General features: G+C 69.9%; 24 protein-coding genes. 12 read left to right on the forward strand and 12 right to left on the reverse strand.

Going from position 1 to position 25,847, the window contains the following annotated elements; all coding sequences use genetic code 11:
• Window positions 1–66: 66 nt before the first annotated feature.
• Entirely contained in the window at window positions 67–1,518 is a 1,452-nt protein-coding gene (locus J7U46_RS07630) for a hypothetical protein (protein WP_282824398.1), read from the forward strand.
• A 71-nt stretch (window positions 1,519–1,589) separates the two neighbouring features.
• Window positions 1,590–3,635, forward strand: a complete 2,046-nt coding sequence (locus J7U46_RS07635) for an acetyl-CoA hydrolase/transferase C-terminal domain-containing protein (protein ID WP_282824400.1) — start codon at window positions 1,590–1,592, stop codon at window positions 3,633–3,635.
• Between the two features lie 13 nt (window positions 3,636–3,648).
• On the opposite strand, the gene J7U46_RS07640 is transcribed toward J7U46_RS07635, so the two are convergent.
• Together J7U46_RS07640 and J7U46_RS07645 are read right to left on the reverse strand one after the other, a co-directional pair.
• Window positions 3,649–4,569: a transglutaminase family protein gene (locus tag J7U46_RS07640; RefSeq protein WP_282824401.1), complete on the reverse strand. Its 921-nt coding sequence runs from the start codon at window positions 4,567–4,569 to the stop codon at window positions 3,649–3,651.
• Window positions 4,566–7,136, reverse strand: a complete 2,571-nt coding sequence (locus J7U46_RS07645) for a circularly permuted type 2 ATP-grasp protein (RefSeq protein ID WP_282824402.1) — start codon at window positions 7,134–7,136, stop codon at window positions 4,566–4,568. Before J7U46_RS07645 ends, J7U46_RS07640 begins: the two co-directional genes overlap by 4 nt.
• Before the next feature lie 49 nt (window positions 7,137–7,185).
• On the opposite strand from J7U46_RS07645, the gene J7U46_RS07650 reads away from it, so the two are divergent.
• From J7U46_RS07650 to J7U46_RS07660, 3 genes are all read left to right on the forward strand, one after another.
• The gene (locus J7U46_RS07650; RefSeq protein ID WP_282824404.1) at window positions 7,186–8,196 is read left to right on the forward strand and encodes a hypothetical protein; all 1,011 of its coding nucleotides are present in this window, start codon (window positions 7,186–7,188) and stop codon (window positions 8,194–8,196) included.
• A 38-nt stretch (window positions 8,197–8,234) separates the two neighbouring features.
• Window positions 8,235–8,744, forward strand: a complete 510-nt coding sequence (locus J7U46_RS07655) for a hypothetical protein (protein ID WP_282824406.1) — start codon at window positions 8,235–8,237, stop codon at window positions 8,742–8,744.
• A 214-nt stretch (window positions 8,745–8,958) separates the two neighbouring features.
• On the forward strand, window positions 8,959–9,231 hold the full coding sequence (locus J7U46_RS07660) for a hypothetical protein (RefSeq protein WP_282824407.1): 273 nt from the start codon (window positions 8,959–8,961) through the stop codon (window positions 9,229–9,231).
• A 9-nt stretch (window positions 9,232–9,240) separates the two neighbouring features.
• On the opposite strand, the gene chrA is transcribed toward J7U46_RS07660, so the two are convergent.
• The 3 genes from chrA to J7U46_RS07675 form a co-directional block, all read right to left on the reverse strand.
• On the reverse strand, window positions 9,241–10,566 hold the full coding sequence (gene chrA / locus J7U46_RS07665; protein ID WP_282824409.1) for a chromate efflux transporter: 1,326 nt from the start codon (window positions 10,564–10,566) through the stop codon (window positions 9,241–9,243).
• Between the two features lie 65 nt (window positions 10,567–10,631).
• A complete protein-coding gene (locus J7U46_RS07670) occupies window positions 10,632–11,285 on the reverse strand; it encodes a PEP-CTERM sorting domain-containing protein (protein WP_282824411.1) in 654 nt (217 codons plus the stop codon).
• A gap of 29 nt (window positions 11,286–11,314) precedes the next feature.
• On the reverse strand, window positions 11,315–13,129 hold the full coding sequence (locus J7U46_RS07675; RefSeq protein ID WP_282824413.1) for a rhamnogalacturonan lyase B N-terminal domain-containing protein: 1,815 nt from the start codon (window positions 13,127–13,129) through the stop codon (window positions 11,315–11,317).
• Window positions 13,130–13,357: 228 nt separating this feature from the next.
• Between J7U46_RS07675 and J7U46_RS07680 the strand changes: the two genes are divergently transcribed.
• Together J7U46_RS07680 and J7U46_RS07685 are read left to right on the forward strand one after the other, a co-directional pair.
• On the forward strand, window positions 13,358–14,662 hold the full coding sequence (locus J7U46_RS07680) for an MFS transporter (RefSeq protein WP_282824415.1): 1,305 nt from the start codon (window positions 13,358–13,360) through the stop codon (window positions 14,660–14,662).
• A 124-nt stretch (window positions 14,663–14,786) separates the two neighbouring features.
• Complete coding sequence (locus J7U46_RS07685) at window positions 14,787–16,781, forward strand: phospholipase D-like domain-containing protein (RefSeq protein WP_282824417.1); 1,995 nt, start codon at window positions 14,787–14,789, stop codon at window positions 16,779–16,781.
• Here J7U46_RS07685 and J7U46_RS07690 read toward each other — a convergent pair whose 3' ends face one another.
• From J7U46_RS07690 to modA, 4 genes are read right to left on the reverse strand one after another with little or no spacing between them, the layout of a single operon-like run.
• Entirely contained in the window at window positions 16,782–17,600 is an 819-nt protein-coding gene (locus J7U46_RS07690; RefSeq protein ID WP_282824419.1) for a TOBE domain-containing protein, read from the reverse strand.
• The gene (locus tag J7U46_RS07695) at window positions 17,597–18,265 is read right to left on the reverse strand and encodes an ATP-binding cassette domain-containing protein (protein WP_282824420.1); all 669 of its coding nucleotides are present in this window, start codon (window positions 18,263–18,265) and stop codon (window positions 17,597–17,599) included. The genes J7U46_RS07690 and J7U46_RS07695 overlap by 4 nt, the downstream gene beginning before the upstream one ends.
• Window positions 18,262–18,930: a molybdate ABC transporter permease subunit gene (gene modB, locus J7U46_RS07700; RefSeq protein WP_282825020.1), complete on the reverse strand. Its 669-nt coding sequence runs from the start codon at window positions 18,928–18,930 to the stop codon at window positions 18,262–18,264. The genes J7U46_RS07695 and modB overlap by 4 nt, the downstream gene beginning before the upstream one ends.
• 12 nt (window positions 18,931–18,942) lie before the next feature.
• Window positions 18,943–19,713, reverse strand: coding sequence for a molybdate ABC transporter substrate-binding protein (gene modA / locus J7U46_RS07705; protein WP_282824422.1), 771 nt, complete (start codon window positions 19,711–19,713; stop codon window positions 18,943–18,945).
• Window positions 19,714–19,865: 152 nt separating this feature from the next.
• Here modA and J7U46_RS07710 point away from each other — a divergent pair, with 152 nt between their 5' ends.
• The gene (locus J7U46_RS07710) at window positions 19,866–21,479 is read left to right on the forward strand and encodes an amidase (RefSeq protein ID WP_282824424.1); all 1,614 of its coding nucleotides are present in this window, start codon (window positions 19,866–19,868) and stop codon (window positions 21,477–21,479) included.
• Window positions 21,479–22,363, forward strand: coding sequence for a DMT family transporter (locus J7U46_RS07715; RefSeq protein ID WP_282824426.1), 885 nt, complete (start codon window positions 21,479–21,481; stop codon window positions 22,361–22,363). Before J7U46_RS07710 ends, J7U46_RS07715 begins: the two co-directional genes overlap by 1 nt.
• Window positions 22,364–22,378: 15 nt before the next feature.
• Here the strand turns inward: J7U46_RS07715 and J7U46_RS07720 are convergent, their stop codons facing one another.
• Window positions 22,379–22,624, reverse strand: a complete 246-nt coding sequence (locus J7U46_RS07720; protein WP_282824428.1) for a helix-turn-helix transcriptional regulator — start codon at window positions 22,622–22,624, stop codon at window positions 22,379–22,381.
• A 15-nt stretch (window positions 22,625–22,639) separates the two neighbouring features.
• Window positions 22,640–23,077, reverse strand: coding sequence for a helix-turn-helix domain-containing protein (locus J7U46_RS07725; protein WP_282824429.1), 438 nt, complete (start codon window positions 23,075–23,077; stop codon window positions 22,640–22,642).
• A gap of 81 nt (window positions 23,078–23,158) precedes the next feature.
• Here J7U46_RS07725 and J7U46_RS07730 point away from each other — a divergent pair, with 81 nt between their 5' ends.
• The 3 genes from J7U46_RS07730 to J7U46_RS07740 are packed head-to-tail and all read left to right on the forward strand — an operon-like array spanning window position 23,159 to window position 24,515.
• Window positions 23,159–23,653, forward strand: coding sequence for a DUF2938 domain-containing protein (locus J7U46_RS07730; RefSeq protein WP_282824430.1), 495 nt, complete (start codon window positions 23,159–23,161; stop codon window positions 23,651–23,653).
• Window positions 23,654–23,676: 23 nt separating this feature from the next.
• Window positions 23,677–24,273 carry a flavodoxin family protein gene (locus J7U46_RS07735; protein ID WP_282824433.1) on the forward strand — a complete coding sequence of 199 codons (597 nt, stop codon included), beginning with the start codon at window positions 23,677–23,679 and terminating at the stop codon, window positions 24,271–24,273.
• Between the two features lie 14 nt (window positions 24,274–24,287).
• Complete coding sequence (locus J7U46_RS07740; RefSeq protein ID WP_282824435.1) at window positions 24,288–24,515, forward strand: DUF2798 domain-containing protein; 228 nt, start codon at window positions 24,288–24,290, stop codon at window positions 24,513–24,515.
• 4 nt (window positions 24,516–24,519) lie between these two features.
• On the opposite strand, the gene J7U46_RS07745 is transcribed toward J7U46_RS07740, so the two are convergent.
• On the reverse strand, window positions 24,520–25,836 hold the full coding sequence (locus J7U46_RS07745) for an amidohydrolase family protein (protein WP_282824437.1): 1,317 nt from the start codon (window positions 25,834–25,836) through the stop codon (window positions 24,520–24,522).
• Window positions 25,837–25,847 lie beyond the last annotated feature (11 nt).

Genomic DNA, 25,847 nt, shown 5'->3' on the forward strand with positions numbered 1-25,847 from the left:
GACATAAAGCCGGCCGGTGATGCGTGACACTACGGGCCATCGCCATCTCGCCTTGCAAGCAAGCCCGTGCTCCTGTCGCTGAGACCAGCCCCGTCCGTCGTCGCCTGGCCCACGGTGGCGCGCCCGCCCACGCGGCTGGAGCAGTGCCTGCTGCTGGCCCTGCTGGTGCACGGCCTCCTGGTCGCCTGGCTCGGCTCCGCGCCTGGCTCGGCCCGCCCCGGTGAAGGCCTGTGGGGCCGGATCAATGTGACGCTGCGCGGCGAGAGCGGCCCGGCCCGCGAAGGTGGCGAAACCAGCGCCGCCCTGCCGAGTCCCAGCAGCGCTGAGGCCGCGCCACGGAGCGCGCCGCGCGTCGGCGGCCGGGTGCGCAGCGAGGCGCCCCCCGCCGATGCCGCGCCCGGCGCCGCCCGCCTCGGCCAGACCAACCCGACCCGCGAGGAAGCGCAGCTCAGCCGCCTGGCCGACACCGCCCCCGGCGGCCAGCTGCAGCCGCTGCCCAGTGAGAAGCTGGCGGGCAGCAGCCTGGAGGCCGGCAACCCGGCACTCGCTCCGTTGCCGCCAACACCGCAGCCGGTCGTGCGCGGCCAGCTCAATGCGCCAGCGCCCAGCCCGCTGCAAAAGCTGGAGGCCTTGCCTTCCAGCTCGGCACTGGCGCCCCCCGCCCCGGCGCTCGCGCCGGTGACCCGCGCCATCGTCAACCCAGCGGCCCCCAGCCTGCAGCCCTTGCCCGGCGCCCTGCCCCAGGCCACGGCCGTCAGCACGAACGCGATGCCAGAGCTGGCAGCGCCGGCTCGACCGGTGTCGCGGCTCAGCGAGGCAAGACCGCCCACGCCGGTCAGCAGGCCGCTGCCGGCCCTGCCCAGCGCCGTGCAGGCGGCCGACACCGCCTTGCCGACGCTGCCGCAGGCGCCCAGTCCGGTCAGCAGCTTCAGCACGCCGGTGGCCGCGCCCGTGCTGAGCAAGCCCCTGCCCAGCCTGCCAACGCCCGTTCAGGCCCGCCCCGCGCCCACGCTGGCGCCGCTGCCCGAAGTGCCGAAGCCAGGGCCCGAGCCCGTACCGACAGCAGCTTCGCCCAGCACCCAGCCAAGCATCCCGTCGAGCCCGCAGCCAGCCGCCCAGACCACCACGCCAGCCAGCCCTGCGCCCAGCTCCACACCCAGCCCCAGCGAGGCACCGCAGCGCCTGGTCACCAGTCCAGGCGCCAGCAATGCGCCCGCCGTCGGTGCGCCCGATGCCGGCAGCCGCGTCGGTGCCGACCTGGCCCTGCCGCCCGCCCCAGGCGCCAGCGCGCCCAAGCTGGACCTCTCGCTGCCGCGCGCCGGCGGCCCGCTGGCGCGCCAGGGCGTGAAGGGCATGCTGGAGGTACTGCCGGTGCCGCCCGACAAGAAGAGCAAGCTGGAGCAGGAGCTGGAAGCCGCCAAGCGCGCCGACTGCCGCCGCGCCTATGAGCAGGCCGGCATCCTGGCCGTTGTGCCGCTGGCCCTCGATGCCGCACGCGGCAAGGGCTGCCGCTGGTAGGCGAGCCTTGCCCAGCATCAAGTCGCCAGGGGGCGGCCGGCGGCACACTGAGGGACAGGAGACAACAAGACATGCAGACCTGCACAGACATCAGCACGGCCGTCGATCAGGTGCTGGCCCGCATCCCCGGCGAGATCGTGATGGCCATCCCCCTGGGCCTCGGCAAGCCCAACCCCTTCGTCAATGCGCTGTACCGGCGTGTGGCGGCCGAGCCCGGGCGGCGGCTGAAGATCTTCACGGCGCTCTCGCTGGAGCGGCCGGTCGGCAAGAGCGAGCTGGAGCAGCATTTCCTCGCGCCGCTGGCCGAGCGGGTGTTCGCCGACTACCCCGACCTCGACTACGTGAAGGCCCTGCGCGGCACCGGCCTGCCGCCCAACATCCAGGTGCACGAGTTCTTCATGAAGACCGGGGACTACCTCGGCAACGACGCGGCCCAGCAAGGTTTCGTCTGCACCAACTACAGCTTCGCCGTGCGCGACATGGCGGCGCAGGGCGTCAACCTGATCGCCCAGGCCGTGGCCGAGCGGGACGGCCAGCTCTCGCTGTCCTGCAACCCCGACCTGACGCTGGACCTGATCGAACAGCAGCGCCAGCTCGGCCGACCGCTGCTGCGTGTGGCCGCCATCAACCGCGAGCTGCCCTTCATGCCGGGCGAGGCCGTTGCAGGCCCGGACTGCTTCGACCTCGTGATCGACAGCCCGGATTGCCGCCACGCGCTGTTCGCGCCGCCCAATGCCGCCATCGCCTGGGCCGACCACGCCATCGGCCTGCACGCGTCCAGCCTGGTGGTGGACGGCGGCACGCTGCAGATCGGCATAGGCTCGCTCGGCGATGCCATCGCCAATGCCTTGATCGTGCGCGAGCACCAGGGCGAGGACTACCGCCAGATGCTCGCCGCGCTCTGCCCCGAGGGTCTTGACGGCCGCGAGCTGGGCACCTTCTCGCAGGGCCTCTACGGCTGCTCCGAGATGTTCGTCAATGGCTTCATGCGGCTGATCGACGCCGGCATCGTGCGACGCCGCGTGTTCATGGACCCGCTCTTGCAAACGCTGGCCAACGAAGGCCGGCTGGCCGAGCGGCCCGGCCCCGGCCTGCTGGCCCTGCTGCGGGAGCGCGGCCGCATCGCCTGGCCGCTGCGCCCGGCCGACATCGCCTGGCTGCGCCGCTTCGGCATCTTGAGGCCCGACGCCCTGCCCGCCGATCTCGACGACACCAGCGCCCTCGGCGAGCAGTGGTTGAACGCGCCCCGGATGCACGGCGGCTTCTTCCTCGGCCCGCGCGACTTCTACCAGCGGCTGCGCGAACTGCCCGAAGACCTGCGCGAGCAGATCTCGATGACGCGCATCGGCTTCATCAACGAGCTCTATGGCGACGCCCTTGCCGATGAGGCGCTGAAGCGCGCCCAGCGCCGCCATGCAAGGCTGATGAACACCACGATGAAGGTGACGCTGCTGGGCGCCGCCTCCTCGGATGCGCTCGCCTCGGGCCAGATGGTCTCGGGCGTGGGCGGCCAGTACAACTTCGTCGCCATGGGCCATGCCCTGCGCGACGCCCGCTCCATCCTGATGCTGCGCGCCACGCACGACAACGCGGCAGGCCTGTCCAGCAGCATCGTCTGGGACTATGCGAACTGCACCATCCCGCGCCATCTGCGCGACATCGTGATCACCGAATACGGCGTGGCCGACCTGCGCGGCCAGACCGACGAGGCCGTGATCAAACGCCTGCTGCAGATCGCCGACTCGCGCTTCCAGGACCAGTTGCTGGCCGAGGCCAAGGCGCGCGGCAAGCTGTCGGTCGATCACGAGATCGACGAGCGCTACCGCCACAACCGGCCCGAGATGTTGCGTGAGCGGCTGCGGCCCTGGCGCAATGCGGGTCACCTGCCCGACTTCCCGTTCGGCACCGACCTGGACGAGGACGAGCTGAAGATCGTGCGCGCGCTGAAGAAGCTCAAGCACGCCAGCCACCACCCGGCCGAGCTGCTACCGATGATCTTCCAGAGCCTGACCGGCGAGCGGCCGGTGCCGCCGGCCTACCTGGAGCGGCTGGGGCTTGGCGAGGCCCACAGCTTCAAGGACCTGTTCATGCGGCGGCTGTTCGCCGTCAATCTGTAGCGCCGCCCGGGCGCTACAGCGGCTCGACCGTCACCGCCGCCTGCAAGCGCGCCTGGCCGCCGCCGCGCAGCACGCCGCGCAGCGGTGCCACATCGGCATAGTCGCGGCCCCAGGCCAGGGTCACATGGTCCAGCGCGGCAGCCAGGTTGTTGGTCGGGTCGAGTGCCAGCCAGCCCTGCTCGGGGCACCAGACCTGCGCCCAGGCATGCGAGGCATCGGCACCGATCAGGCGCGGCTGGCCCGATGGCGGCAGCGTCAGCAGGTAGCCGCTGACATAGCGGGCTGCCAGCCCGAGCGAGCGGCAGGCCGCGATCATCAGGTGGGCGAAGTCCTGGCACACGCCCTGGCCGCCGGCCAGCACCTGGTCGGCCCGCGTACCCACGTCGGTGCTCAAGGGCAGGTAGCGGAACTCGGTATGGATCTGGTTCATCAGCGCCTGCGCGCCGGCCGCCAGCGGCCGGCCGGGCAGGAAGGCACGGCGCGCGAAATCGGCCAGGGCCGCGCTGGGCAGGGCCAGCGGCGAGGCCAGCGCGAACTCGGCCGCCTCCAGCGGCGCATTGCCGCTGCGGTAGCGCAAAGCCTCGGCCACCTGCTCCCACGGCGGGCTGCTCTCGACCCAGAGCCTGGGCAGCGGCGGCGCCATCAGGCCCGCCTCGAAGCTGCTGCTCACGCACAGCCGCTCATGCACCTCGTGATGCTCGAACAGCAGGCGGCCGTTGCCCCAGGGGTCGCGGCTCAGCGCCTGGGCCGGCGGCTCGTCCAGCGCCCAGAGCGCGGGGCGCGGGCTGATCTGCAGCCGCCAGCCACGCACCCGCTGCCAGGGCGTCTCGCGCGGCACCAGGCAGGCCAGGTGATGGGCCAGCTCCACCGGCGCGCCGTAGTGGTAGACCGTGTCGTGCCGCACCCGCAGCCAGCGCAAGTCAGCGGAGCTCATTGCCACACCCGGTGGTCGTGCACGCCCACATGGGCGAAGAAGCGCCGGCTGATGGCCAGCGACAGGGCCCGTGCCTCGCTGCCGCAATCGCGCAGCAGGCTCGCCAGCACGGCGGGATCGCTCAGCGATTCCAGCGGGCATTGCTCGGGGCGGGGCAAGGCAGCCACCGCCGATTCGGCCCAGGCCTGCTCATGGCGGGCCAGCTTGAGCAGCCGCTCGCGCAAGGTGCGCGCCACCCAGGCCAGCGAGCGCGGGTTGTCGCCATCCAGCACCAGCAGCTGCAAGAGCGGCAAGCGCTCGCGCCGCGCCTGGAAGCGGGCGCGGTAGGTGATCAAGGAATCGAACAGGCCCAGCAGCAGTGCAAAGCCTTCGTCCTGCTCGGACAGGCCATGCTCCAAGCCCAGTGCGAGCGCGCCCGACAGAAAGTCCAGCCGCTCGATCTGGCGGCCCACACTGAGCAAGCGCCAGCCGTCGTCGCGGGTCATGCGGTCGGTCTGGGCGCCGGTGATGGCGGCAAGCTGGGTGGCCGCGCGATTGAGGACCGCCAGCACATCGGCCAGCGGCTCGGCCGTGCCGCTTTGCAGGGCCGCTGCCAGCTGCTGGCGGAACTGCTCGCCCAGTTCGCTGATCAGCTGCCAATGCTCGCCCGAGAGCCGCTCGCGCAAGGCCTGGCCGGCGCGGGCCAGGGCCTGCAGGTTCCAGGCCACGCTGTGCGCGCCGTCCAGCACGCCGAGCGAGTGAATCAGCTGCTGTTCGAAAGCCTGGGCGCCGGTCTCCGCAGGCAACGGCTGGGCCAGCAGGCCTTGTTGATGGCACAGGCGGGCCAGCATCTGCAGCAGCTCGGGCGGCGCGGCGTTGCGCTGCACGGCGGCCAGCGTCTCCAGGCTGAGCCGCGCGAGGCGCAGGCTGTTCTCGGCACGCTCGGTGTAGCGGCCGAGCCAGAACAGGTTCTCGGCCGCATGGCTGCTGACGCGACGCTGCATCTGCGTCAGTTCCGCGGCCGTGAGCGGGCGTGGCAGCAGGCTGCTGCGATCGACTGGGCCCTCGGTCTGCACCCAGCAGTCGGCGCTGGCGCTGCCCTCGCGCATCGACAGCCAGGCATCGGCCCCGCCCTCGCCCCGGCTCGCCACGCGCGCGAGGCCGCCGGGCAGCAGTTGCCAGCCGCCGAGGCCATCGGCCATCGCATAGACGCGCAGCACGGCCGGCCGGGGCTCCAGCGCGCCCGCACGCCAGACCGGGGTTTCAGCCGGACGCAGCCTTGCGAGCAAGGTGTGGGCCGCCGGGTCGGCCTCGACGCGGCGCGCCACCTCGGCCAACGCGGCGGCGTCCAGCCCGGCGAGCAGTTGCGGCGTGAAGCTCTGCGTGCAATCGCTGGCCGGGAAGCTGGGCGCCAGCACGTAGTCGGCCAGTTGCTCGCGGCAACGCTGCCAGACGGCGGCCTCGCCGCACCACCAGGCCGTGGCGGCCGGCAGCTGCAGCGGCTCGCCGAGCAAGGCCTCGCAGACGCCGGGCCAGAAGGCCGCGAGCCCGGGGCTCTCCAGCCAGCCAGCGCCGGGCGCATTGGCGAGTACCACGCCGCCGGTGCGCAGCGCCTGCAGCAAGCCGGGCACGCCGAGCGTGGAGTCGGGGCGCAGCTCCAGCGGGTCCAGGTACTCGTCGTCGACCCGGCGCAAGAGCACATGGATGCGCTCCAGCCCGTGCAGGGTCTTCAGGAACAGCTGGTCGCCGCGCACGGTCAGATCGCCCGCCTCCACCAGGCTGAGGCCCAGGTGGCGGGCCAGGAAGGCCTGCTCGAAATAGGTTTCGCTCAAGGGCCCTGGCGTCAGCAGGGCGACGTGCGAGCGCTCGCCAGCCGGCGACAAGCGCATCAGCCCCTGCATGAAAGACTGCAGCGCAGCCCCGAGGCGCTGGACGCCCAGCTCGCGGAAAGCCTCCGGGAACTGCTGGGCCACGATCAGGCGGTTCTCGAGCAGGTAGCCGAGGCCCGAAGGCGCCTGGCAGCGCTGGCCCACGACCCACCAGCCGCCGTCCGGCCCGCGCGCCAGGTCCACGGCCAGCAGGTGCAGGAAGACGCCGCCCGGCGGCCGGCAGCCATGCAGGGGTCGCAGGTATTGCGGATGTGCCAGCACCAGCGAGGCCGGCAGCTGGCCCTGGCTCAAGAGCCGCTGCTCGCCATAGACATCGGCCAGCACGGCATTGAGCAGGCGGGCGCGCTGCAGCACGCCGGCCTCGATGCGGCGCCAGTCTTCGCTGCCGACCAGCAGCGGCAGCAGCTCCAATGGCCAGTCGCGCGCGGCCGCGCCTTCACGGCCATGGATGTTGTGGCTGGCGCCGTCCTCGTGGATGCGCCGCCGCACCCGCTCGGCGCGGTGCGGCAGGTCGGCCCACAGCGCCTCGCCGCCGGCAGCGAAGAAGCGCTGCCAGGCTGGCGCGATGGTCGCGCCAGCGCTGGCAGGGCCGGTCAGGGCCTGGCGCAGCTCGTCAAAATGCCCGGCATCGCCGCTGCGGGCGGCGGCTAGCAGCAAGGCATGAAGGTCGGTAGCGGGCTGAGCGTCTGGCGTCGTCACCCTCGCATGATGCCTGCGGTGCCGGCCTGCTTCGTTGCGAGAATGCCCCATGCGCCCACCCGCCTGCTTGATCACCTGCCTGATCACCTGCCTGCTCGCAGCCGTTCTGCCGCTCGGTGGCTGTGCACATCACCCGGCCGAGCTGCCGAACTTCCGGCCCACGCCCCATTTCGGTGAACGCCAGCTGGAACAGCGGCTGGAGGGCGGCATCCGCCTGCTCTACAACGCGCCGGCCCGCCTGGATCCGGCCAAGCCCACGCGCCTGATCGCCTATGCCCTGCCTAATGGCAACAGCATCGAGCAAACCTTGGGCGCCCGGCTGCAGCCGGGCATGGACTGGCACTACGACATCCAGCACATCGGTGCCCAGGTGCGGCGGCTGCGCGAAGTCAGCCCTCAGCAGAACATCGTGCTGGTGCTGATGGAGGCCGAGGGCCGCTCCTGGCCGGCCTGGCGGCGCGCCCGCTCAGACGCGAATGAGCGCATCGCCCGTTTGATCGACGGCCTGTCCGCACCGCTGCCCGGGCCCGTGAGCATCGAGCTGATGGCACACAGCGGTGGCGGCAGTCTGATCTTCGGGCTGATGGAACAGGGCGATATCCCGGCCAGCGTCGAGCGCATTGCGCTGCTCGATGCCAACTACAACTTCGAGGCCGCGCAAGGCCATGGCCAGCGCTTGCTGGCATGGCTGGACCGCGACGCACGGCATCGCCTGATCGTCGTGGCCTATGACGACCGCCACATCGTGCTGGATGGCAAACCCGTGGTCAGCCCCACCGGCGGCACCTGGCGCGCCTCGCAGCGGATGCTGGACTTCCTCGCACCGCTGACGCCGATGGCGCGTGAGGAAGACGCCGACTGGCTGCGCCTCTCGACCAAGGAGCACCGCGTCGCCTTCTTCCTGCACAAGAACCCCGAGAACAAGATCCTGCACACCCGATTGGTTGGCGAGATGAATGGCCTGCTGATGGCCGCCACGCTGGGCCGCCCCGAGGCCGAGGCCTGGGGGCGCTTCGGCGGGCCGCAGGCCTATGACGCCTGGGTGCAGCCCCAACCCTAGCCCGTTCTCGAGGCAATCAATTCAAACCAAGAGGCACCGTGAGCAAAATCCTGAGCATCAAACGCAAGCTGCTGAGCCTGAAGGAAAGGCTGCAGATCCTCGACGCCGACGAACGCCTGCTTTACGAGGCGACCTGGGAGTTCGCCTGGTTCAACCCGACCTGGGTGCTGACCCGGGACGGCCGCGAAGCCGCGCGCCTCAAGCGCAGGCTGCTCAGCTGGCTGCCTTGCTGGGAGGTGCAGGCCAATGGCTCGCCATTCCTGCTGAGGACCCGCTGGGGCTGGCGCCGGCGCGTGCAGGTGCAGGGCGGCCCCTTGGACGGCGCCGAGCTCCGCGGCGGCCTGCTCGACATGAGCTTCGAACTGGAGCGCAGCGGCCGCATCCTGGCCCGGGCCGACGCCAAATGGCTGTCGCTGCGTGAGCGCCACGTCATCGAGCTGCTGGACGAGTCGCCTGAGGCCGAGCTGCTCACGGCCGTCATGATGGTCACCGTGCTGCTGCAGAAGTCCGAGAGCGCCAGCAGCAGCGCCGCATCAGCAGCCACCTGAGGCCGGGCCAGCGCAGCTTTGCGTAGTTTTCAATCGGATACAGCATTCGCGCCGCAAGCCTATAGGCTGGAAGCCTTCTCATCACGGTGCAGAGCACAGCAGAGACATGAAGGCGCCGATACAAAGCATTTGCTCTAGCGCAGCGATGGCCTGCCTGCTCGCAGGCTGCGCCGCCCTGCCATCACCCGGCCCGGCCCCGCACCCAGTGGCGCCGATGAGCGGGCAGCAGCAGATCGACGCCGCCCGCCAGGCCGAGTTCGACAAAAGCCTCTCGGCCTGGCGCGGCGCGCCGGTGCAGGAGCTGCGTGCCAAGCTAGGCGCGCCATCGGCCGTCTATCCGCAGCGAGATGGCTCCAGCATCTATGTCTATGCCAAGTCGGCCAAGCTGACGGGAGCCAAGGGCCCGGTCGACTTCCAGTGCGTGGTGCGCTACCTGATCGATGGCCGCAGCCAGCGCGTCAGCGGGCTTGAGGTGGAAGGCTGCTGAGCAGACCGCTCAGGCCAGCAGCCGCAACGTCAGGCCCGCCAGCCCCGCGCCCAGCACCACCTCGATCACGCCGCGCTTGAAGCGGAACAGCGCCAGCGCGGCCGCCAGGCCGATCAGGGCCGCCCCCCATTCAGAGCGCCCACCGAGGCCCTGCGGCCACAGCACGTGGTACGCAAAGAACAGCGCCAGGTTGAGGATCACGCCGACCACGGCAGCCGTGATCGCCGTCAGCGGCGCGGTGAACTGCAGCTTGCCATGCGTGCTCTCGATGAAGGGCCCGCCGAGCAGGATGAAGAAGAAGGACGGCAGAAAGGTGAAGAAGGTGACAACGCTCGCCGCGACCGCGCCTGCCAGCAGCAGGTGCTCGGGGCCGAACAAGGACTTGCTCCAGCCGCCCACAAAACCGACGAAGGACACGACCATAATCAAGGGGCCCGGCGTGGTTTCGCCGAGCGCCAGGCCGTCGATCATCTGCGGCGCCGTCAGCCACTGGAAATGCTCGACCGCGCCCTGGTAGACGTAGGGCAGCACGGCATAGGCGCCACCAAAGGTCAGCAGCGCGGCCTTGGTGAAGAACCAGGCCATCTGCGTCAGCACGGCCTCCCAACCGAAGGCCGCGCAGAGGCCGCCGATGGCGCCTAGCCAGATCGCCACGAAAGCCAGCACCACCTGGCGCAAGCGAGCCCAGCTGAAACGGGCATGGGCCGGCGTGGGCGTGTTGTCATCAATCACCGCTGCGCCGTAACCGGCCTTGGCGGCGCCATGCCCGCCACCGCCGCGAAAGACCTCGGGCTTCAGTTTGCCGCCCACGAAGCCGATCAGGCCGGCGGCCGCCACGATCAGCGGGAACGGCAGCTGCAGCGCAAAGATCGCCGCGAAGGAGGCCGCCGCAATGGCCCAGAGCCAGCCGTTCTTCAGGGCCCTTGAGCCTATGCGCCAGGCCGCATGCAGCACCAGGGCGGTGACGGCCGGCTTGATGCCGTAGAAGACACCGGCGATCAGGGGCACCTGCCCCCAGGCCAGGTAGATCCAGGACAGGGCGATCAGGATGAACAGCGAGGGCAGCACGAACAGCGCGCCGGCCACGATGCCGCCCCAGGTTCGGTGCATCAGCCAGCCGATGTAGGTGGCCAGCTGCTGGGCCTCCGGACCCGGCAACACCATGCAGTAGTTCAGCGCATGGAGAAAACGGTTCTCCGAAATCCAGCGGCGGCGCTCGACCAGTTCTTCGTGCATCACCGCGATCTGGCCGGCCGGGCCGCCGAAGCTGATGAAGCCGAGCTTGAGCCAGAAGGCGAAGGCTTCGCGTCGTGAAGGCGCTGGCGGGCTGGACATGGCGGGCGAGGCATGGCGGCTGCAGGGCCGCCAGCGTAGCAGCCGCGCCTCGCCCCTTGCCCGGGTCAGCCTCGCTGGCGTGGGCGGCCCGCCACGCAGAGGCCGAACAGGCCCAGCCCCAGCAGGGCCGCCGTGCCGGGCTCCGGCACGGCGAAGCCACGCACCGAATCCAGGGCCGGCGCGCTGAAGCCCGCGCTCTTGCCGTTGGACGAGAACGTGAAGTAGCGCACCTCGTCGAAGCCGGCCGCATCGCTGAGCCCGATCACGCCGCCAATGCCGGCGGCGCCGAGGTCGAAGTTGCCCGAGCCGGTCATCACCGAATCGCGCCAGGTCTGCCAGTAGCCGTAGACGCGGGTGTCGAAGCCGGTGTCGGCGGCGAACTCGATGGCGGTGAGGTCGCGGTCGGTGGCTTTGATGCTCAGATAGGCATTGCTGCCGCTGGTGGCCAGGTAGTTGCCGGTGAAGGCGGCGCTGTAGCTGCCGCCGGGATCGACGCAATCGACGCCGGCGTAACCACAGCCGGCGTTGTCGCCGCTGCCGACATAGCGGAATAGCAGGCCGCCTTCCAGGTAGTCGTTGGCGAGGCCGGTGTTGAGCTCGAAGTCGGCCGCGTACTGCACGTACTTGACGGCCGAGCCGCTGCCCAAGCTCAGGGTCGGGCCGGCCAGCGCCGGCAGGGCCAGGCCAGTGAGCAGCAGGCTTGCAAGGAGTTTCTTCATGGGGTGCTTTCGCAATTCTTCTGGGGGACTCAGGGCGTGCGGATCAGGTCGACCGCGTCGTAGGCGATGCCGGGGCTCAAGTACTTGACGCCCGCCGTGCCGCTGACCGGATAGATGGTCAGGACGTTCTCGCCGACGATCAGCTCGCTGGCCGGGATGTTGTAGGTGTACAGGCGGTTGACGCCGCGGTAGGTGCCCACCGTCAGGTTGCGCGAGACCTTGGGCGTGGCCGGCGGGATGGCCGAGGTCCAGCCGTTCACCGTCACCTGCGGCCGGGCACCGCCCATCTCGGTCGTCGTGCCTATGCGCAAGGTGTAGGGCAAGGCCTGACCCCGGCGCAGGGTGAAGCGGATCTTGACCGCGCCGTTGACGTCCTTCCACTGGTAGGCCGCGAAGCCGGTGGCGGCGTTGGAGCTGCCGACCACGTAGTCGGGAACGATCCAGGAACTCATGCGCACATCGGAGGGATGCATCACCGTCAGCTTGTCGCCGTTGATGAACTCGCGCGGCGTGCCGTCCCAGGTCCCGATGCGCCAGATGGCGGGCGTGGTGTCCGGGTCGCCGGTGAGGGCGAAGGCATTCAGCTGGTAGTTGGCATTGGCAGTGACGGTGACGCTGCGGCTGTCGACGGCCAGCTCGTTCTTGTAGATCGTCATCGAGTACGTGCCGGGCAGCATGCCGGTGCTGGTGAAGTGGCCGTCCACCGGGTCCACATCGGCCCAGTACTGGGCATTGGCGTTGGCAAAGCCCGCCGTGTAGGCAACGCCCGGCACGCGGCCGCTGAGGCCGGCCACGCCCACCGAGCCGCGCCCCACCGGCGGCACATAGCCGAGCAGGCCGAGCTTGCCGAACCAGCCAGTGTCGGGCGCCACCGGCGGCGTGCCGTCGGTGAACATCAGCGTGTAGCTGTTCAGCACATTGAAGCGGTAGGCCTCGGTCTGGCCCTCGCCGTAGTTGACGATGTAGGTGATCTCGTTGTTGGTGGCCGTGATCTGGTTCAAGAGGCTGCGGTAGAAGGGGCCGCCGGAGTTGCCTTCGTTGTTGTCTCGCATGATCCACAGGCCCACGCCGGGACCGGTGCCACCTATGTAGGACCAGTCCTTCAGCCGCATGTTCGAGTAATGCTTGGAGCGGGTCTGGCCGTAGCGGGCATCGGTGCTCGCGAAGCCGAACACGTCGCTGGCCTCGACGGCGGCATTGGTGCCGCGCAGGTCGTCGGGCCAGTAGCCATCGCTCGTGAGGCCGCCGGGCGTGCCCGCCGCCGTGCCGTTCGGCAGGGCCGCGATGGGCACGCGAACGATGTAGCGCACCAGGTTCAAGGTGTCAGGCTCGCCGGTGAAATAGGTGCCCATGTAGACATGGGGCTGGCCGTTCTTCACCAGGTAGTAGTGGGTGAGCATGCCGGCCGCGCCACCGTCGCTGGTCAGCGTGACCTTGATGTAGTCATTGCCGGTCGCCACGCCGCCATTGGTGGTCGAGGCCGGCGTGGCAGTGCCATTGGCGTCAACCAGTTCCACCTTCACGCCGACGATGGAGGTCGTCTTGTAGAGGTAGTCGGCGCCGCTGTTGAGCTGGGTGCCCTTGGTCTGGTCGGCGTACTGCACGCCCTTGTAGACCAGGCTGGAGATGTCCCCGGCCGATTGCGTGCTCGCGCCGTTGTCATAGCCCCGCACCTTGAACACCAGGCCGCCATTGGTGTCGATGGTGTACATCGGGCGGGCCGGGTTGTTGCTGTCGTGCGTGGTCGTGACGCTGAGGGCGGCGCTGGCGTCAAACGAAATCCCGAGCAGGGCTGCGCTGAGACCCAGCCCGGCCCAGAGGGCGGGCAGTCTGTTCATGTTCATTGCTTGTCTCCGTCTTTTCTGCGTTAGCGCCGTGCATTCTTCGATGACGGCCGGCGCAATTTACTTGCGCCCTCTCGCCGGCGGCGCTCATCTGCATGAGCGTTTGGCAGCCATGCCATATCGATATGGCAGGACACAGAATCCGGATAGCTGGCCCATTCGGGATCGGCATCGATCAGGGCATCATGATCTCGCTCACGACATGCCGGCCCACGCCAACCCCCACGCATGAACCGCTCCGCCCGCGCCGCCCGCCATCCGCTTTGCTGGGTGCCCTCGCTCTACCTGGCCATGGGCCTGCCCAATGTGATGGTGGGCGCGGTGGCGGCCATCCTCTACAAGAACCTCGGCATCGCCAACGAGGACATCGCGCTCTACACCTCGCAGATGTACCTGCCCTGGGTGCTGAAGCCGCTGTGGGCGCCGCTGCTGGAGCCGCTGCGCGGCCAGCGCTGGTGGATCCTGCGCATGCAGTTCCTGATGATGGCCTCGCTGGGCGCCGTGGCCTTCTGCCTGCCGCTGGAGGGCTTCTTCCAGGCCTCGCTCGCCTTCTTCTGGATCACCGGCTTTGCCTCGGCCACGCAGGACATCGTGGCCGACGGCCTCTTCATGGCCACGATGGCGCCGCGCGACCAGGCCCGCTATGCCGGCCTGCAGGGCATGTGCTGGAACCTCGGCGCCGTGCTGGCCTCGGGCCTGCTGGTCTCGGCCACCGGCCTCTTGCACACGCGCTTCGCCCTGCCCTGGGTGCAATGCTGGATGCTGGTGATGGCGGCGGCGGCGCTGCTGATGGGCGGCTTCGGCCTCTGGCATCTGCGCATGCTGCCGACCGGAGCGCCTGCCTCGCCTGCAGCACAGGCCGGTGGCCTGCAGGGGCTGCGCGAGACCTGGGTGAGCTTCTTCAGCAAGCCGCAGATGGCGATGATGCTGGCCGTGGTCTTCTTCTACCGCTTTGGCGAAGGCTTCATCGAGAAGTTCGGCCCGCTCTTCCTGCTCGACCCGCGCAGCGCCGGCGGCCTCGGGCTCGACAACGCCACCCTCGGCCACATCAACGGCACGGTGGGCACGCTGGCCTTCATTGCCGGCGCCCTGCTCGGCGGACTGGTGGCGGCGCGACTCACCCTGCCCCGCGCCTTCCTGCTGCTGGCGCTGACGCTGAACCTGCCCCATGTCACCTACTTCTGGCTGAGCCAGGCAATGCCGGAGAGCCCCTGGATGATTGCAGCGCTGGTGACGGTGGAGAAGTTCGGCTTCGGCATGGGCTCGGTCGGCCACATGCTTTACATGATGCAGCAGCTGGCGCCCGGCCCTTTCTGCACGGCCCACTACGCGATGGCGACCGGCGTGATGGCGCTGACCAAGTGGTCCACCGGCAGCCTGAGCGGCTGGGTCTGGACGGCGCTGGGCCAGGACTACCGCCGCTTCTTCCTGCTGGTGCTGCTGTGCTCGGTGCCGCCGGTGCTGCTGGCCTGGCGAGCGCCATTCCCTCACAGGCACGACCGGCAGGAGCAGCCTCCACAAACGGAGGGATGAAGGCTTCAGTTTGACTGGCTTGATGCTTGATTTGTCATCGTCAAGTCAGATCATGGCCGGGCCCCGGCCTGCTGCCGCTCGCGGGGTCGTCATCTACCAGCGGCCACAGTGCCAGGAGGGTTCCATGGCTGCCAGCATCCGCGTCATCGCCAACAACGACATCGTCCACATCGCCTGGTCGCTCGACCGTGCGATCAAGGACTGCGCCGGCTTCATGATCAGCCGCCGCCCCGCCGGCAGCACCGAGGCCTGGCAGCCGCTGCGCTCGCTCCTGCAGTTCGACAACCGGCCGGGCGCAGAGGCCGAGCTGCCGACCACGGTCTCGCCGGTCACCGGCTTCCACTGGCGAGATTTCCTGGACCGCGCCAGCCGCGACACGCCGCTGCAGTACCAGGTGGTGGCGATGCGCAAGAAGGGCGCGGGCTTTGAGCCCCTCCCCGGGTTCGCGCCCCTGGTCTCCGATCCGATCACCGCCACCGAGCAGATCGGCGCGGACCTGGAGGTCTATTTCAATCGCGGCATCCTCTCCACCCAGGCCCTGGTCAAGCTGCTGGCGCCCTATGGCGGCAGCAATGCCGATGCCCTGCAGAAGGCGCTCGACGACCCGCAGGGCGCCGCCCGCACGCGGCTCAGCGGCGAGCTGCAAGGCGCCCTGCTCAAGCTGCTGGCCGAGCGCAAGGCCATCGGCGGCCGCTGCTATGCCGCGCTGTACGAGCTGACCGATGACCTGCTGATCAGCCAGCTGGCCGAGGCGGGCGGCGCCCTGCACCTGGTGCTGTCCAACAACACCGGCGACAAGACCAAGGGCTACGACAACGCCAACAGCAAGGGCCGCGCCGCGATGAGCCAGTCCGGCTGCGAGCTGATCTCGCGCTACCTGCCCGACAGCCGCAGCATCGGCCACAACAAGTTCGTCGTGCTGGTCGATGCCGCCGGCCAGCCGCAGGCCGTGCTGACCGGCAGCACCAACTGGACCCGCTCGGGCCTTTGCACGCAGAGCAACAACGCCGTCATCCTGCGCTCGCCGGTCATTGCCGGCGTCTACCTCGACTACTGGAAACGGCTGCGCGACGACACGCTGGCGCCCGGCATTCCGCCCGTGCCCAAGGCCGTCAGCGCGCTGCAGGGCGCGGCGCTGCGGGCCGCCGATGCGCCGGCCCCGCCCTTTGCCAAGCTGAAGGATGGCAAGACCCAGGCCGCCGTCTGGTTCTCGCCCAACACGCCCACGCTGATCCCCGACGCCAAGCGCGTGCCCGGCCGGCCCGACGCACCGCCCGACATGCAGACCCTGTTCAATGCCGTGGCCCAGGCCAAGCAGGCCGTGCTGGTGCTGGCCTTCATGCCGGGCCAGGCCGGCAACGACCGCTCCTGGACCCTGCCCAAGCAGCTCGCTGCCGTCTGTCGCGAGAAGCCGTGGCTGTTCGTGCGCGGCGCCATCAGCGACCCCGAGGCGGCGATGGAATTCGAGGCCTCGCGCACGCCGGAGATGGATGCCGAGTTCGTTGCCCCGGCCGGCATCCTGAAGAACGAGGAGCGCTGGCTGCGCGAGATCTACAAGGCCGGCCATGCCATCGTGCACAACAAGATCGTGGTGATCGACCCGTTCTCCGACAACTGCCTGGTCGTGACCGGCAGCCACAACCTCGGCTACAAGGCCTCGTACAACAACGACGAGAACATGCTGTTCATACGCGGCAACCGCCTGGTGGCCGAGGCCTATGCCACCCACGTGGCCGACCTGTTCGAGCACTACCGCTGGCGCTGGTACGAGCAGCGCCAGGCGCAGCGCGCGGCTGCGGCCGACTGGCTCCGCCAGGGCGCCCAGGTCGAGACGGCCGACAAGGTCGACCCGCGCAAGTTCTACGACATCGCTTTCGATCCCGACAAGCCCGGGCCCGACTGGCAAGCCCGCTACTTCGATGCCTCGCGCCTGGCCACGCGCGAGCGGCAGTTCTGGGTCGGCAGCGGCCGGCGGCTGGAGGCGCTGAAGCCAGTGCCGGGGCGCCGCATCACTTATGGCTACAGCGCAGCCGAGCTGAAGCTGCAAAAGGCCAAGGCCGAACTGAAGGCGCGCAAGAAGGCCCGCTCAGACGATGGCGATGCCGGCGACGGCAACTGATCAGGCGGCCACGCCCACGATCACGCTGGATGCCTTGAATACGGCCACGGCCTCGCTGCCCACGGCCAGGCCCAGGGCCTCGGCGCTCGCCTGCGTCACGATGGCCGCGACGCTGCCGCCACCGGGCAACTCCAGCACCACCTCGCTGTTGACTGCACCCTCGGTCAGGCGGGCCACACGGCCGCGAAGCTGGTTGCGGGCCGACAGCTTCACGCCCTCGGCGTCCGTCATCAGCAGCACGCTGGAGGCCTTGATCAGCGCGAAAGCCTTCGCCCCTACGACCAGGCCCAGCTCGCGGCTGCTCTCGCGCGTAAGCGTGGCGACGATGGTCTGGCCGCCTATCACCTGCAGCTCCAGCTCGTCGTTGACGGCGCCGGTGCGCAGCGCGCTCACGGTGCCGGCGAACTGGTTGCGGGCGCTGGTCTTCATGGCGATGCCTTCCAGGAGTGCGTAGTCGGCGCTGAGGCCTTGCGATTGCTGGTTGAGCCGTGCGACGAAGCGCGCATGCTCCTGCTGGATCAGGCCGTAGTTGCGCACCAGCTGGGCGCCGCGCTCAGTCAAGCGCGTGAAGCCGCCGCCCTTGCCACCGGCCGAGCGCTCCAGCAGTGGCTCACCGGCCAGGTTGCTCATCTGCTCGATGGCGTTCCAGGCGCCCTTGTAGCTGAAGCCGGCCGCCTTGGCCGCATGCGTGAGCGAACCCAGCCGCGCGATCTCGGCCAGCAGGGCCAGGTGGCGGGCGCTGGCCAGCGCCTGGCCTTGCAGGCTCAGGCGCAGTTCGGCTTCGACGCTCAGTGCCGGCGCTGGCTTGCTGCGGCTCATGGCGTGATGCGCCCATCACGCAATTGCAGCCGCGCCTCGCCGAAGCGGGCCAGGTCCTCGGGGTCGTGGGTGATCATCAGCATGGGGATGTCAATGCGATCGAGCAAAGCCTGCAACTCGTCGCGCAGGCGCTCGCGCAGCTCGGGGTCGAGGGCGGCGAAGGGCTCGTCCAGCAGCAGGGCGCGCGGCTGGTTCACGAGGGCCCGGGCCAGGGCCGTGCGCTGGCGCTGGCCGCCCGAGAGCTGGTGCGGCCGCTGGCCGGCCACGGCCTGCAGCTCGAAGGCCAGCAGCCAGCGCTCGACCGCCGCCTCGCGGACTTGAGCCGGTGGATTGCGCCAGCCGCGCCGCAGGCCGAAGGCGATGTTCTGGCGCACGTTCAGGTGCGGGAACAGCGCGTAGTCCTGGAACAGGTAGCCGAAGCGCCGATCACGTGCCGGGCTCGCGAGGCCGGCGCGGCTGTCGAACAAGGGCTCGCCGCCGAAAGCGATGCGGCCGCTGTCAGGCGTCAGCAGGCCGGCGATGGCCTGCAGCGTGAGGCTCTTGCCGGCGCCCGAGGGCCCGTAGATCACGGTGCGGCGGGCCTCGGTGCGGAAGCTCACATCGAGCTCGAAATTGCGGCCTGGACTCGTGATCCGCTTGCGGATCTGTACGTCGAAAACCGTCATGCGAGCGGCCTCGCCGGCGCCAGCCGCCCGGCCGCCAGCAGCACGGCGATGCAGGTCAGCGAGGTGATCAAGACCAGGGTGTTGGCGGTCGAATCCTGCCCGGCCTGCACGGCCTCGTAGACCGCCACCGACAGCGTCTGCGTGCGCCCCGGGATGCTGCCGGCCACCATCAGCGTGGCGCCGAATTCGCCGAGCGCGCGGGCAAAGGCCAGCAGCAGGCCAGCGAGGATGCCGCGCCAGGCCATGGGCAGGGTCACGCGGAAAAACAGCGCCCAATCCGGGAGGCCCAGCACGCGGGCGGCGCGCTCCAGCTGCGGATCCACGCCCTCGAAGGCGGCGCGGGCCGACTTCAGCACCAAGGGGAAAGCCACGATGGTCGCAGCGATCACCGCGCCCTGCCAGGTGAAGATCAGGTTGATGCCAAAGCTGTCATGCAGCCAGGCGCCGAGCCAGCCGCGCTTGCCTATCAGCACCAGCAGGTAGTAGCCCAGCACCGTGGGCGGCAGCACCATGGGCAAGGTCAGCACCGCGTCCAGCAGCTCGCGGCCGGGAAAGCGCCAGCGCGCCAGCGCGAAGCCAGCTGCCACGCCCAGCACCAGGTTGAGCAGCGTGGCCCAGCCGGCCACCTTCAGCGACAGCGCAAGGGCGATCCAGGCCGGGTCCAGGTTGCTCATAGCTCAGGGCTTCTGGAAGCCGTGCCGCGCCAGCACGGCCTGGCCGGCGGGCGACTGCACATAGGCCAGGAACTGGCGGGCGCCCTCTGCATTGGGGCCACCGGCCACGCCGGCGATCGGATAAAGGATGGGCGTCTCGGTCGCCACGCTGAAGGCGGGGCGGACCTTGTCCTTCTGCACGGCGGCGTCGGTGGCGTAGACGAAGCCAGCCTCGACCTCGCCGCGCGCCACATAGTCCAGCGCCTGGCGCACGTTCTGCGCGTAGACGGCCTTGGGCTCGACGGCCGGCCACAGCTTGGCCGCCTCCAGCGCGCTCTTGGCATAGCGGCCGGCCGGCACGCCCTCGGGCTTGCCGAGCGCAACGCGCTTGACCTCGGGCTTTTGCAAATCGGCGAGGGTCTTGAGCTGCAGGCCGCCTTCCAGCGGCGTCACCAGCACCAGGCTGTTGGCCACGAAGTTGCGGCGGCTGCCGGCCTGCAGGAGCTTCTGCTGCTCGGCCTTGTCCATGGTCTCCTGGTCGGCCGAGGCGAACACGTCGACCGGCGCCCCCTTGGCGATCTGCACCAGCAGCGCGTCCGAGGCGGCGAAGTTGAACAAGAGCTTGGTCCCCGGATGCTGGGCCTCGAAGCCCGTCGCCATCTCCTTGAAGGCATTGGTCAGGCTGGCAGCGGCCGAGACCGTGAGGTCGGCTGCGGCGGCAGCGAGGCTGGCTGCGCCCAAGACCGCAACAGCGGCCAGGCGCAGGATCTTGAAGCGGGGGGTGGGGGTGTTCATCGATCGAAATATATCCGAGTACACAACGAAAGCCTTGCCTCAGGGCAAGCCGGTGGCGAGGCGCGCACGCGGCATCAAGCGGCATCTGAACGCGGCGCGACGATCCGACACAATCCGCCGGGTCTTTGTGCAGGCATGGAAGGACGATAGCGATGAGCAGCGAATTGAACCGGAGAAGCTTTGCGGCGGCTGCCGCCACCCTGGGAGCCGGGCTGGCGTCCTCGACGGCCTCGGCAGCGAACGCACCCGCCCTCGGCGCGCTGGACAAGCTGGACGTGGCTGCCCTGCAAGCCGCCATGGCCGCCGGCCGGCTGAGCGCGGTGGAGCTCACGCGCCACTGCCTCAAGCGCATCGAGGCCCTGAACCTGCGCGGCCCCAAGCTGCGCGCCGTGATCGAGCTGAACCCCGACGCGCTCGCCCAGGCCCGCGCGCTCGATGCCGAGCGGCGCCACAAGAAATCACCGCAGCTGCGCGGCCCCTTGCACGGCATCCCCGTGCTCTTGAAGGACAACATCGCTACGGCCGACAAGATGAGCACCACCGCCGGTTCGCTGGCCCTCGCCGGCCTGCGCGCGCAGCGCGATGCCCACATCGTCGAGCGGCTGCGCGCGGCCGGTGCCGTCATCCTCGGCAAGACCAACCTCAGCGAATGGGCCAACATCCGCAGCAACCGTTCCAGCAGCGGCTGGAGCAGCCGGGGCGGCCAGACGCGCAACCCGCATGTCCTGAACCGCAGCCCCAGCGGCTCCAGTTCCGGCTCGGCTTCGGCCGCTGCCGCCAGCCTTGCGCCGCTGACCGTGGGCACCGAGACCGACGGCTCGATCTGCTCGCCGGCCCAGGCCTGCGGCGTGGTCGGCTTCAAGCCCACGGTGGGTCTCGTGAGCCGCGCCGGCATCATCCCGATCTCGGCCAGCCAGGACACGGCCGGCCCCATCGTTCGCCGCGTTGCCGATGCAGCGGTGCTGGCCCAGGTGCTGGCCGGCGCCGACCCGCTCGACGCCATCACCCAAACCCAGCCCGCGACGGCGCCGGACTTCCTCAGCGGCCTGAAGCGCGACGCGCTGCAAGGCAAGCGCATCGGCGTGGTGCGCGCCGCCATCCCGAATCAGCCCGGCGTGGCCGCCTTGTTCGACCAGGCTTTGGCCACGCTGCGCGAACAGGGCGCGATCCTGGTCGACCCCGTGGTGATCCCGAACTACGCCGAAGCCCGCCGGGGTGAGTTCGCGGTGCTGCTGCATGAGCTGAAGGACGGCCTCGCCAAGTACCTGGCGGCCTACCAGAGCGATGCGCCGGTCAAGAGCCTGGCTGACGTGATCGCCTGGAACAAGGCCCATGCCGACAAGACCATGCCTTTCTTCGCACAGGAGACGCTGGAAGCCGCCGAGGCCACGGCCGGCATCGAGGCGCCGGCCTACCTGGAGGCACTGGCCAGTTGCCGGCGGCTGTCGCGCGCCGAGGGCATCGATGCGCTGTTCGGCCAGCACCAACTGGATGCCGTGGTCGGCCCCACCAGCAACATCGCCGCGTCCATCGACCACCTGCTCGGCGACCGCCCGGGCGGCGGCGGCTTCGGCTCGATCTTCGCGGTGGCCGGCTATCCGCACATCACCGTGCCCATGGGCCAGGTCGGTGGACTGCCGGTGGGCCTGTCCATCGCCTCGCAGGCCTGGCAGGACGCGCGCGTGCTGGCCTTCGCCTACGCCTACGAGCAGGCCAGCCAGCAGCTGCGGGCGCCGAAGTTCCTGCCCGAGACCGGTTTGAACTGATGCCATCCAACGATCAGGCCAGCGCCTCGGCGCGGCTCTATCCCCTGCTCTTCGTGGCCCTGTGGAGCACGGGCTTCCTCGGTGCCAAGTTCGGTCTGCCCGATGCGGAGCCGCTCATTTTCCTGAGCCTGCGCTATGCCCTGGTGCTGGTGCTGATGGGCGTCGTTGCCCTGCTCAGCCGCGCACCCTGGCCGCGCAGCCGCCGCGAATGGCTGCACATCGCGGTCTCGGGCCTGCTGGTGCATGCCGTGTACCTCGGCGGTGTCTTCATCGCCATCGGCCATGGCCTCCCGGCCGGCATCACGGCCCTGGTGGTGGGCCTGCAGCCGGTGCTGACGGCCCTGGGCGCCGGCGCCTTGCTCGGCGAACGCGTGCGGCCGGCGCAATGGCTGGGCCTCGCGCTCGGCTTTGCCGGTGTGAGCCTGGTCGTGGCCCACAAGGTAGCGGCCGGCGCAAGCAGCGCCTCGCTCTTCACGATGCTGCTGCCGGCCGTGATCGCCCTGTTCGGCATCACCGCCGGCACGCTGTACCAGAAGCGCTTCTGCCCGAGCTTCGACCTGCGCAGCGGCTCGGTGATCCAGTTCCTGCCCTGCCTCGTCGTCACCGCGCTGGCGGCCGGCCTGACCGAGACGATGGAGGTCCGCTGGACCGGGCATTTCGTCTTCGCCCTGGCCTGGCTGGTGCTGGTGCTCTCGGTCGGCGCGGTGAGCCTGCTGAACCTGCTGATACGCCGGGGCAGCGCGGTCAATGTGGCCAGCCTGTTCTACCTGACGCCGCCGACCACGGCCCTGTTCGCCTGGGCCCTGTTCGGCGAGACGCTCTCCGGCCTGGCCCTCGCCGGCATGGCGCTGGCGGTGTTCGGTGTCTGGCTGGCGCGGCGCTGAACGCCGGGGCGCTGGCTAGGACGGCAGCCGCACCGAGACGCCGTACAGCGCCAGTAGCCCCATCACATGGCCGACGGCCACGCCCGGCTCGCCGGCCTCGATGCGGCCTATGGTCTGCACATGAACGCCCAGGCGCGCCGCCGCGGCCGCCTGGCCTTCGCCGGCCTTGAGGCGAGCCTGCTTCGCGGCCGCACCCATCTCGCCGATCACGCGCAGCGCGTCGGGGCCTATCTCCACGGAAATTCGCTTGCCTTGTGCCATGGCGGCATTGTCGCCTCAGGCCTTGCGAGCATTCGGTTTCAGCGCGCGGCTCTGGCGCTGCTTGTCCAGCGCCCCCGAGGCGGCTGACTTCAGCAGCCCCTGAAACGTCGGGCATTGCAGGTGGCTGGGCGCCCGGCAGGCGGCCGCATGGCGCAGGCCCCGGCTCATGGCCCGCAGGTGGCGGATGTTCTGGTCGATCTCATCGGCCTTGGCCACCAGCAGCCGCCGGTCGATGCTGGGCTCCCCCTTGGGCGAGAGCATTGAATGGATCTCGTCCAGCGAGAGCCCGGCCGCCTGCCCCAGCGCGATCAGGGCCAGCTGGTCCAGCACGCCGGCCGCGAACTGGCGGCGTGCGCCCTCCGGCCCCAGCGAGGCGATCAGCCCCTTCTTCTCGTAGTAGCGCAGCGTCGAGGCTGGCACGCCGGCGCGTTTGGCGACTTCAGCAATGTCCATCAAATAGCTCTTGACTTGAAGTTGACTTCAACTTGCATAGTGGCTTCACACCGACCTCAAGTCAAGCCGAAGGAGTCCCGCATGACAGCGCTCACCGACCTCTTGCTGATCGCCTTGATCGGCATCGCCGCCACCGCCTGCATGGACCTGTGGCTCCTGCTGCTCAAGCGCCTCGGCGTGCCCACGCTGAACTTCGCCTTCATCGGCCGCTGGGCCGGCCACCTGCTGCGCGGCCGCATCGCCCACGAGGCCATCGCACGGGCCGAACCGGTGCAGGGCGAGCTGGCCTGGGGCTGGCTCGTCCACTACGGGGTCGGTATCGCCTTCGCCGGCCTGCTGGTGCTGACGCAAGGCATGGCATGGGTGACCGAGCCCACGCCGCTGCCAGCCCTGCTGCTGGGCGCGGCCACGGTGGCCCTGCCGCTGCTGGTGATGCAGCCCGCGATGGGCGCTGGCTTCGCCTCGTCCCGCACCGCCACGCCCCTGAAGAACTGCCTGCGCAGCCTGGCCAACCACCTGGTGTTCGGCCTCGGTCTCTATCTGTCCGCTCTGGTCATCGCGCGCTTCGCCGCCTGACCTCCACCCCCTGGAGTTCCCCCATGAAGCAACAACAACTCGCCGTCATCTATCACAGCGCCCACGGCCATACCGAGCACATCGCCACCCAGGTGGCCGAAGGCGCTCGCAGCGCCGGCTCCGTCGACGTCCACCTGTTGAAGGCCGAAGACCTGGCCAGCCGCCCGAATGAGCTGCTGGCCTACGACGGCTTCATCCTCGGCTCGCCCACCTACCTCGGCGGCGTCTCGGGGCCCTTCAAGAGCTTCATGGACGCCACCGGCCGGCTCTGGCGCCAGCAGGCCTTGAAGGACAAGCTGGCCGCCGGCTTCACCGTCTCCTCGCTGCCGTCCGGCGACAAGCAGTCCACCTTGACCTCGATGTTCGTGTTCGCTATGCAGCACGGCATGCTGTGGGTGGGCAATCCCATCCTGCCCGAGCAGCACAGCGGCGTGCCCTACGACGAGGCCGCCAACCGGCTCGGTTCCTGGTCGGGCCTGATGGCCCAGGCCGGCCATGCTTCGGCGCCCGATGCCTTCGTGCCGGGAGACCTCAAGACGGCGCGGATGTTCGGGCGGCATTTCGCAGAGACGCTGCTGCGCGTCGGCGAGCCGGCCGTGGCTGTCGCCGTCGCCGCTTGAACGGGAGGCCCCCAATGATTGCCAAGCGATTTGCGCCACTGCTGTTCGGCCTCATCCTCTCGGGCCTGATGTCGCTGCTGGTCTCGGGACTCTCGACCTGGCGCGCGCTCGGGCTGGCGTCAGGCTTCCTGCAGCTCTGGGCCAGCGCCTGGCTGATGGCCTGGGGGCTGGCCTTTCCTGCCGTGCTGTTGATGGCGCCGCTGGCGCGCAGGCTGGTGGAGCGGCTGACCGCTGAGCCGTGAAGCGTCAGCGCCCGCCCTTGTAGACCTGCCCGCCCTTCATCACGAAGCCGACCTGGCGCAGCGCCAGGATGTCCTGCAGCGGGTTGCCCGGCACGGCGATCAGGTCGGCCAGCGCGCCGGTGCGCAGCACGCCGAGGCGGCCCTCCTGCCGAAGAATGCGCGCCGCGATGCTGGTGGCGGCCTGCAAGGCTTGCAGCGGCGTCATGCCACTGCGCACCATCCATTCCAGCTCCCGGTAGTTGGCGCCATGGCTGAACACCCCGACGTCACTGCCATTGCCGATGATCACGCCGGCCTCGCGCGCGGCCTTGAAGGCCTTCTGCGCGGCCAGCATGCGCGGCGTGGGCGGGGTCTGGCCTTCCACGTACTGCCTCGAGTATTCGGAGGTGGCCACGCTGGCGGTGAGCGTGGGCAGCAGGGCCACGCCGCGCTGGGCCATCAGGCGGAACACCTCGGGCGTGCCGCCATAGCCATGCTCGATGGTGTCGACACCGGCCAGCACCGCGCGGCGCATGCCCTCTTCCGTCGCGGCATGGGCCGAGACCGGCCGGCCGGCGCTGTGCGCGGCATCGACCAGGGCATCCAGTTCGGTCTGGGTGAAGGTGGGTCGGGCTTCGCCGCCGGGGCCCCAGGAATAGTCGGTGTAGACCTTGATCCAGTCGGCGCCACGGCCGGCCTGGTCGCGCACCGCGCGCAGGATCTCGGGCACGCCACTGACCTCTTCGGCGCCTTGCGGCAGATGCTCGATGTCGGGACGGAAGCCGCGCGGCCCGGGCCCATAGGTGGAGCTGGCGACGATGGCACGCGTGGCCACGAAGAGGCGCGGGCCGGGGATCAGACCTTCGTCGATCGCGCGCTTCAGCGAGACGTCGGCATAGTCGGCGCCTTCGGTGCCCAGGTCGCGCAGCGTGGTGAAGCCGGCCAGCAGGGTGTCGCGGGCCTGCACGCTGGCGCGCAAGGTGCGCAGCGCGACGGGTTCCTTCAGCACCTGGTCGTTCCAGGTGGCCTCGTTGTAGGGGTGCAGCAGCAGGTGCGAATGCAGGTCGATCAGGCCGGGTAGCAGCGTGGCATCGGGCAGCTCGATCAGCTTGGCGTCGGCCGGCACCTCGAAGCTGCCCACCGCGCCCGCGGCGGCGATGCGCTCGCCCTGCACCAGCAGCTGCCAGCCGCGCTGGGGTTGCGGTTGGTCGGCGGTCCACATGAGGCCGGGGCGTATGAGCGTCGCAGACGTCGGCGGCGCGGCGACGGCCCAGACTGGCAGCAGGGCCAGCGCGGAGGTCAGGGCAGAGCCGATCAGGCGGCGGCGCATCGAGGATTGCATGGCTGGGCGAG

The sequence above is a fragment of the Pelomonas sp. V22 genome (assembly GCF_030014915.1).
In the GTDB taxonomy this organism is placed as follows: Bacteria; Pseudomonadota; Gammaproteobacteria; order Burkholderiales; family Burkholderiaceae_C; genus JAUASW01.

Bases quoted from the DNA above. Each gene is read 5' to 3' on its own strand.
- J7U46_RS07710 (WP_282824424.1), top strand. From the start codon at position 19,866: ATGAGCAGCGAATTGAACCGGAGAAGCTTTGCGGCGGCTGCCGCCACC.
- J7U46_RS07635 (WP_282824400.1), top strand. From the start codon at position 1,590: ATGCAGACCTGCACAGACATCAGCACGGCCGTCGATCAGGTGCTGGCC.
- J7U46_RS07685 (WP_282824417.1), top strand. From the start codon at position 14,787: ATGGCTGCCAGCATCCGCGTCATCGCCAACAACGACATCGTCCACATC.
- J7U46_RS07745 (WP_282824437.1), bottom strand. From the start codon at position 25,836: ATGCAATCCTCGATGCGCCGCCGCCTGATCGGCTCTGCCCTGACCTCC.
- J7U46_RS07720 (WP_282824428.1), bottom strand. From the start codon at position 22,624: ATGGCACAAGGCAAGCGAATTTCCGTGGAGATAGGCCCCGACGCGCTG.
- J7U46_RS07690 (WP_282824419.1), bottom strand. From the start codon at position 17,600: ATGAGCCGCAGCAAGCCAGCGCCGGCACTGAGCGTCGAAGCCGAACTG.
- J7U46_RS07715 (WP_282824426.1), top strand. From the start codon at position 21,479: ATGCCATCCAACGATCAGGCCAGCGCCTCGGCGCGGCTCTATCCCCTG.
- chrA (WP_282824409.1), bottom strand. From the start codon at position 10,566: ATGTCCAGCCCGCCAGCGCCTTCACGACGCGAAGCCTTCGCCTTCTGG.
- modA (WP_282824422.1), bottom strand. From the start codon at position 19,713: ATGAACACCCCCACCCCCCGCTTCAAGATCCTGCGCCTGGCCGCTGTT.
- J7U46_RS07725 (WP_282824429.1), bottom strand. From the start codon at position 23,077: ATGGACATTGCTGAAGTCGCCAAACGCGCCGGCGTGCCAGCCTCGACG.
- J7U46_RS07740 (WP_282824435.1), top strand. From the start codon at position 24,288: ATGATTGCCAAGCGATTTGCGCCACTGCTGTTCGGCCTCATCCTCTCG.
- J7U46_RS07735 (WP_282824433.1), top strand. From the start codon at position 23,677: ATGAAGCAACAACAACTCGCCGTCATCTATCACAGCGCCCACGGCCAT.
- J7U46_RS07640 (WP_282824401.1), bottom strand. From the start codon at position 4,569: ATGAGCTCCGCTGACTTGCGCTGGCTGCGGGTGCGGCACGACACGGTC.
- J7U46_RS07660 (WP_282824407.1), top strand. From the start codon at position 8,959: ATGAGCGGGCAGCAGCAGATCGACGCCGCCCGCCAGGCCGAGTTCGAC.
- J7U46_RS07680 (WP_282824415.1), top strand. From the start codon at position 13,358: ATGAACCGCTCCGCCCGCGCCGCCCGCCATCCGCTTTGCTGGGTGCCC.
- J7U46_RS07670 (WP_282824411.1), bottom strand. From the start codon at position 11,285: ATGAAGAAACTCCTTGCAAGCCTGCTGCTCACTGGCCTGGCCCTGCCG.
- J7U46_RS07695 (WP_282824420.1), bottom strand. From the start codon at position 18,265: ATGACGGTTTTCGACGTACAGATCCGCAAGCGGATCACGAGTCCAGGC.
- J7U46_RS07650 (WP_282824404.1), top strand. From the start codon at position 7,186: ATGCGCCCACCCGCCTGCTTGATCACCTGCCTGATCACCTGCCTGCTC.
- J7U46_RS07675 (WP_282824413.1), bottom strand. From the start codon at position 13,129: ATGAACATGAACAGACTGCCCGCCCTCTGGGCCGGGCTGGGTCTCAGC.
- J7U46_RS07730 (WP_282824430.1), top strand. From the start codon at position 23,159: ATGACAGCGCTCACCGACCTCTTGCTGATCGCCTTGATCGGCATCGCC.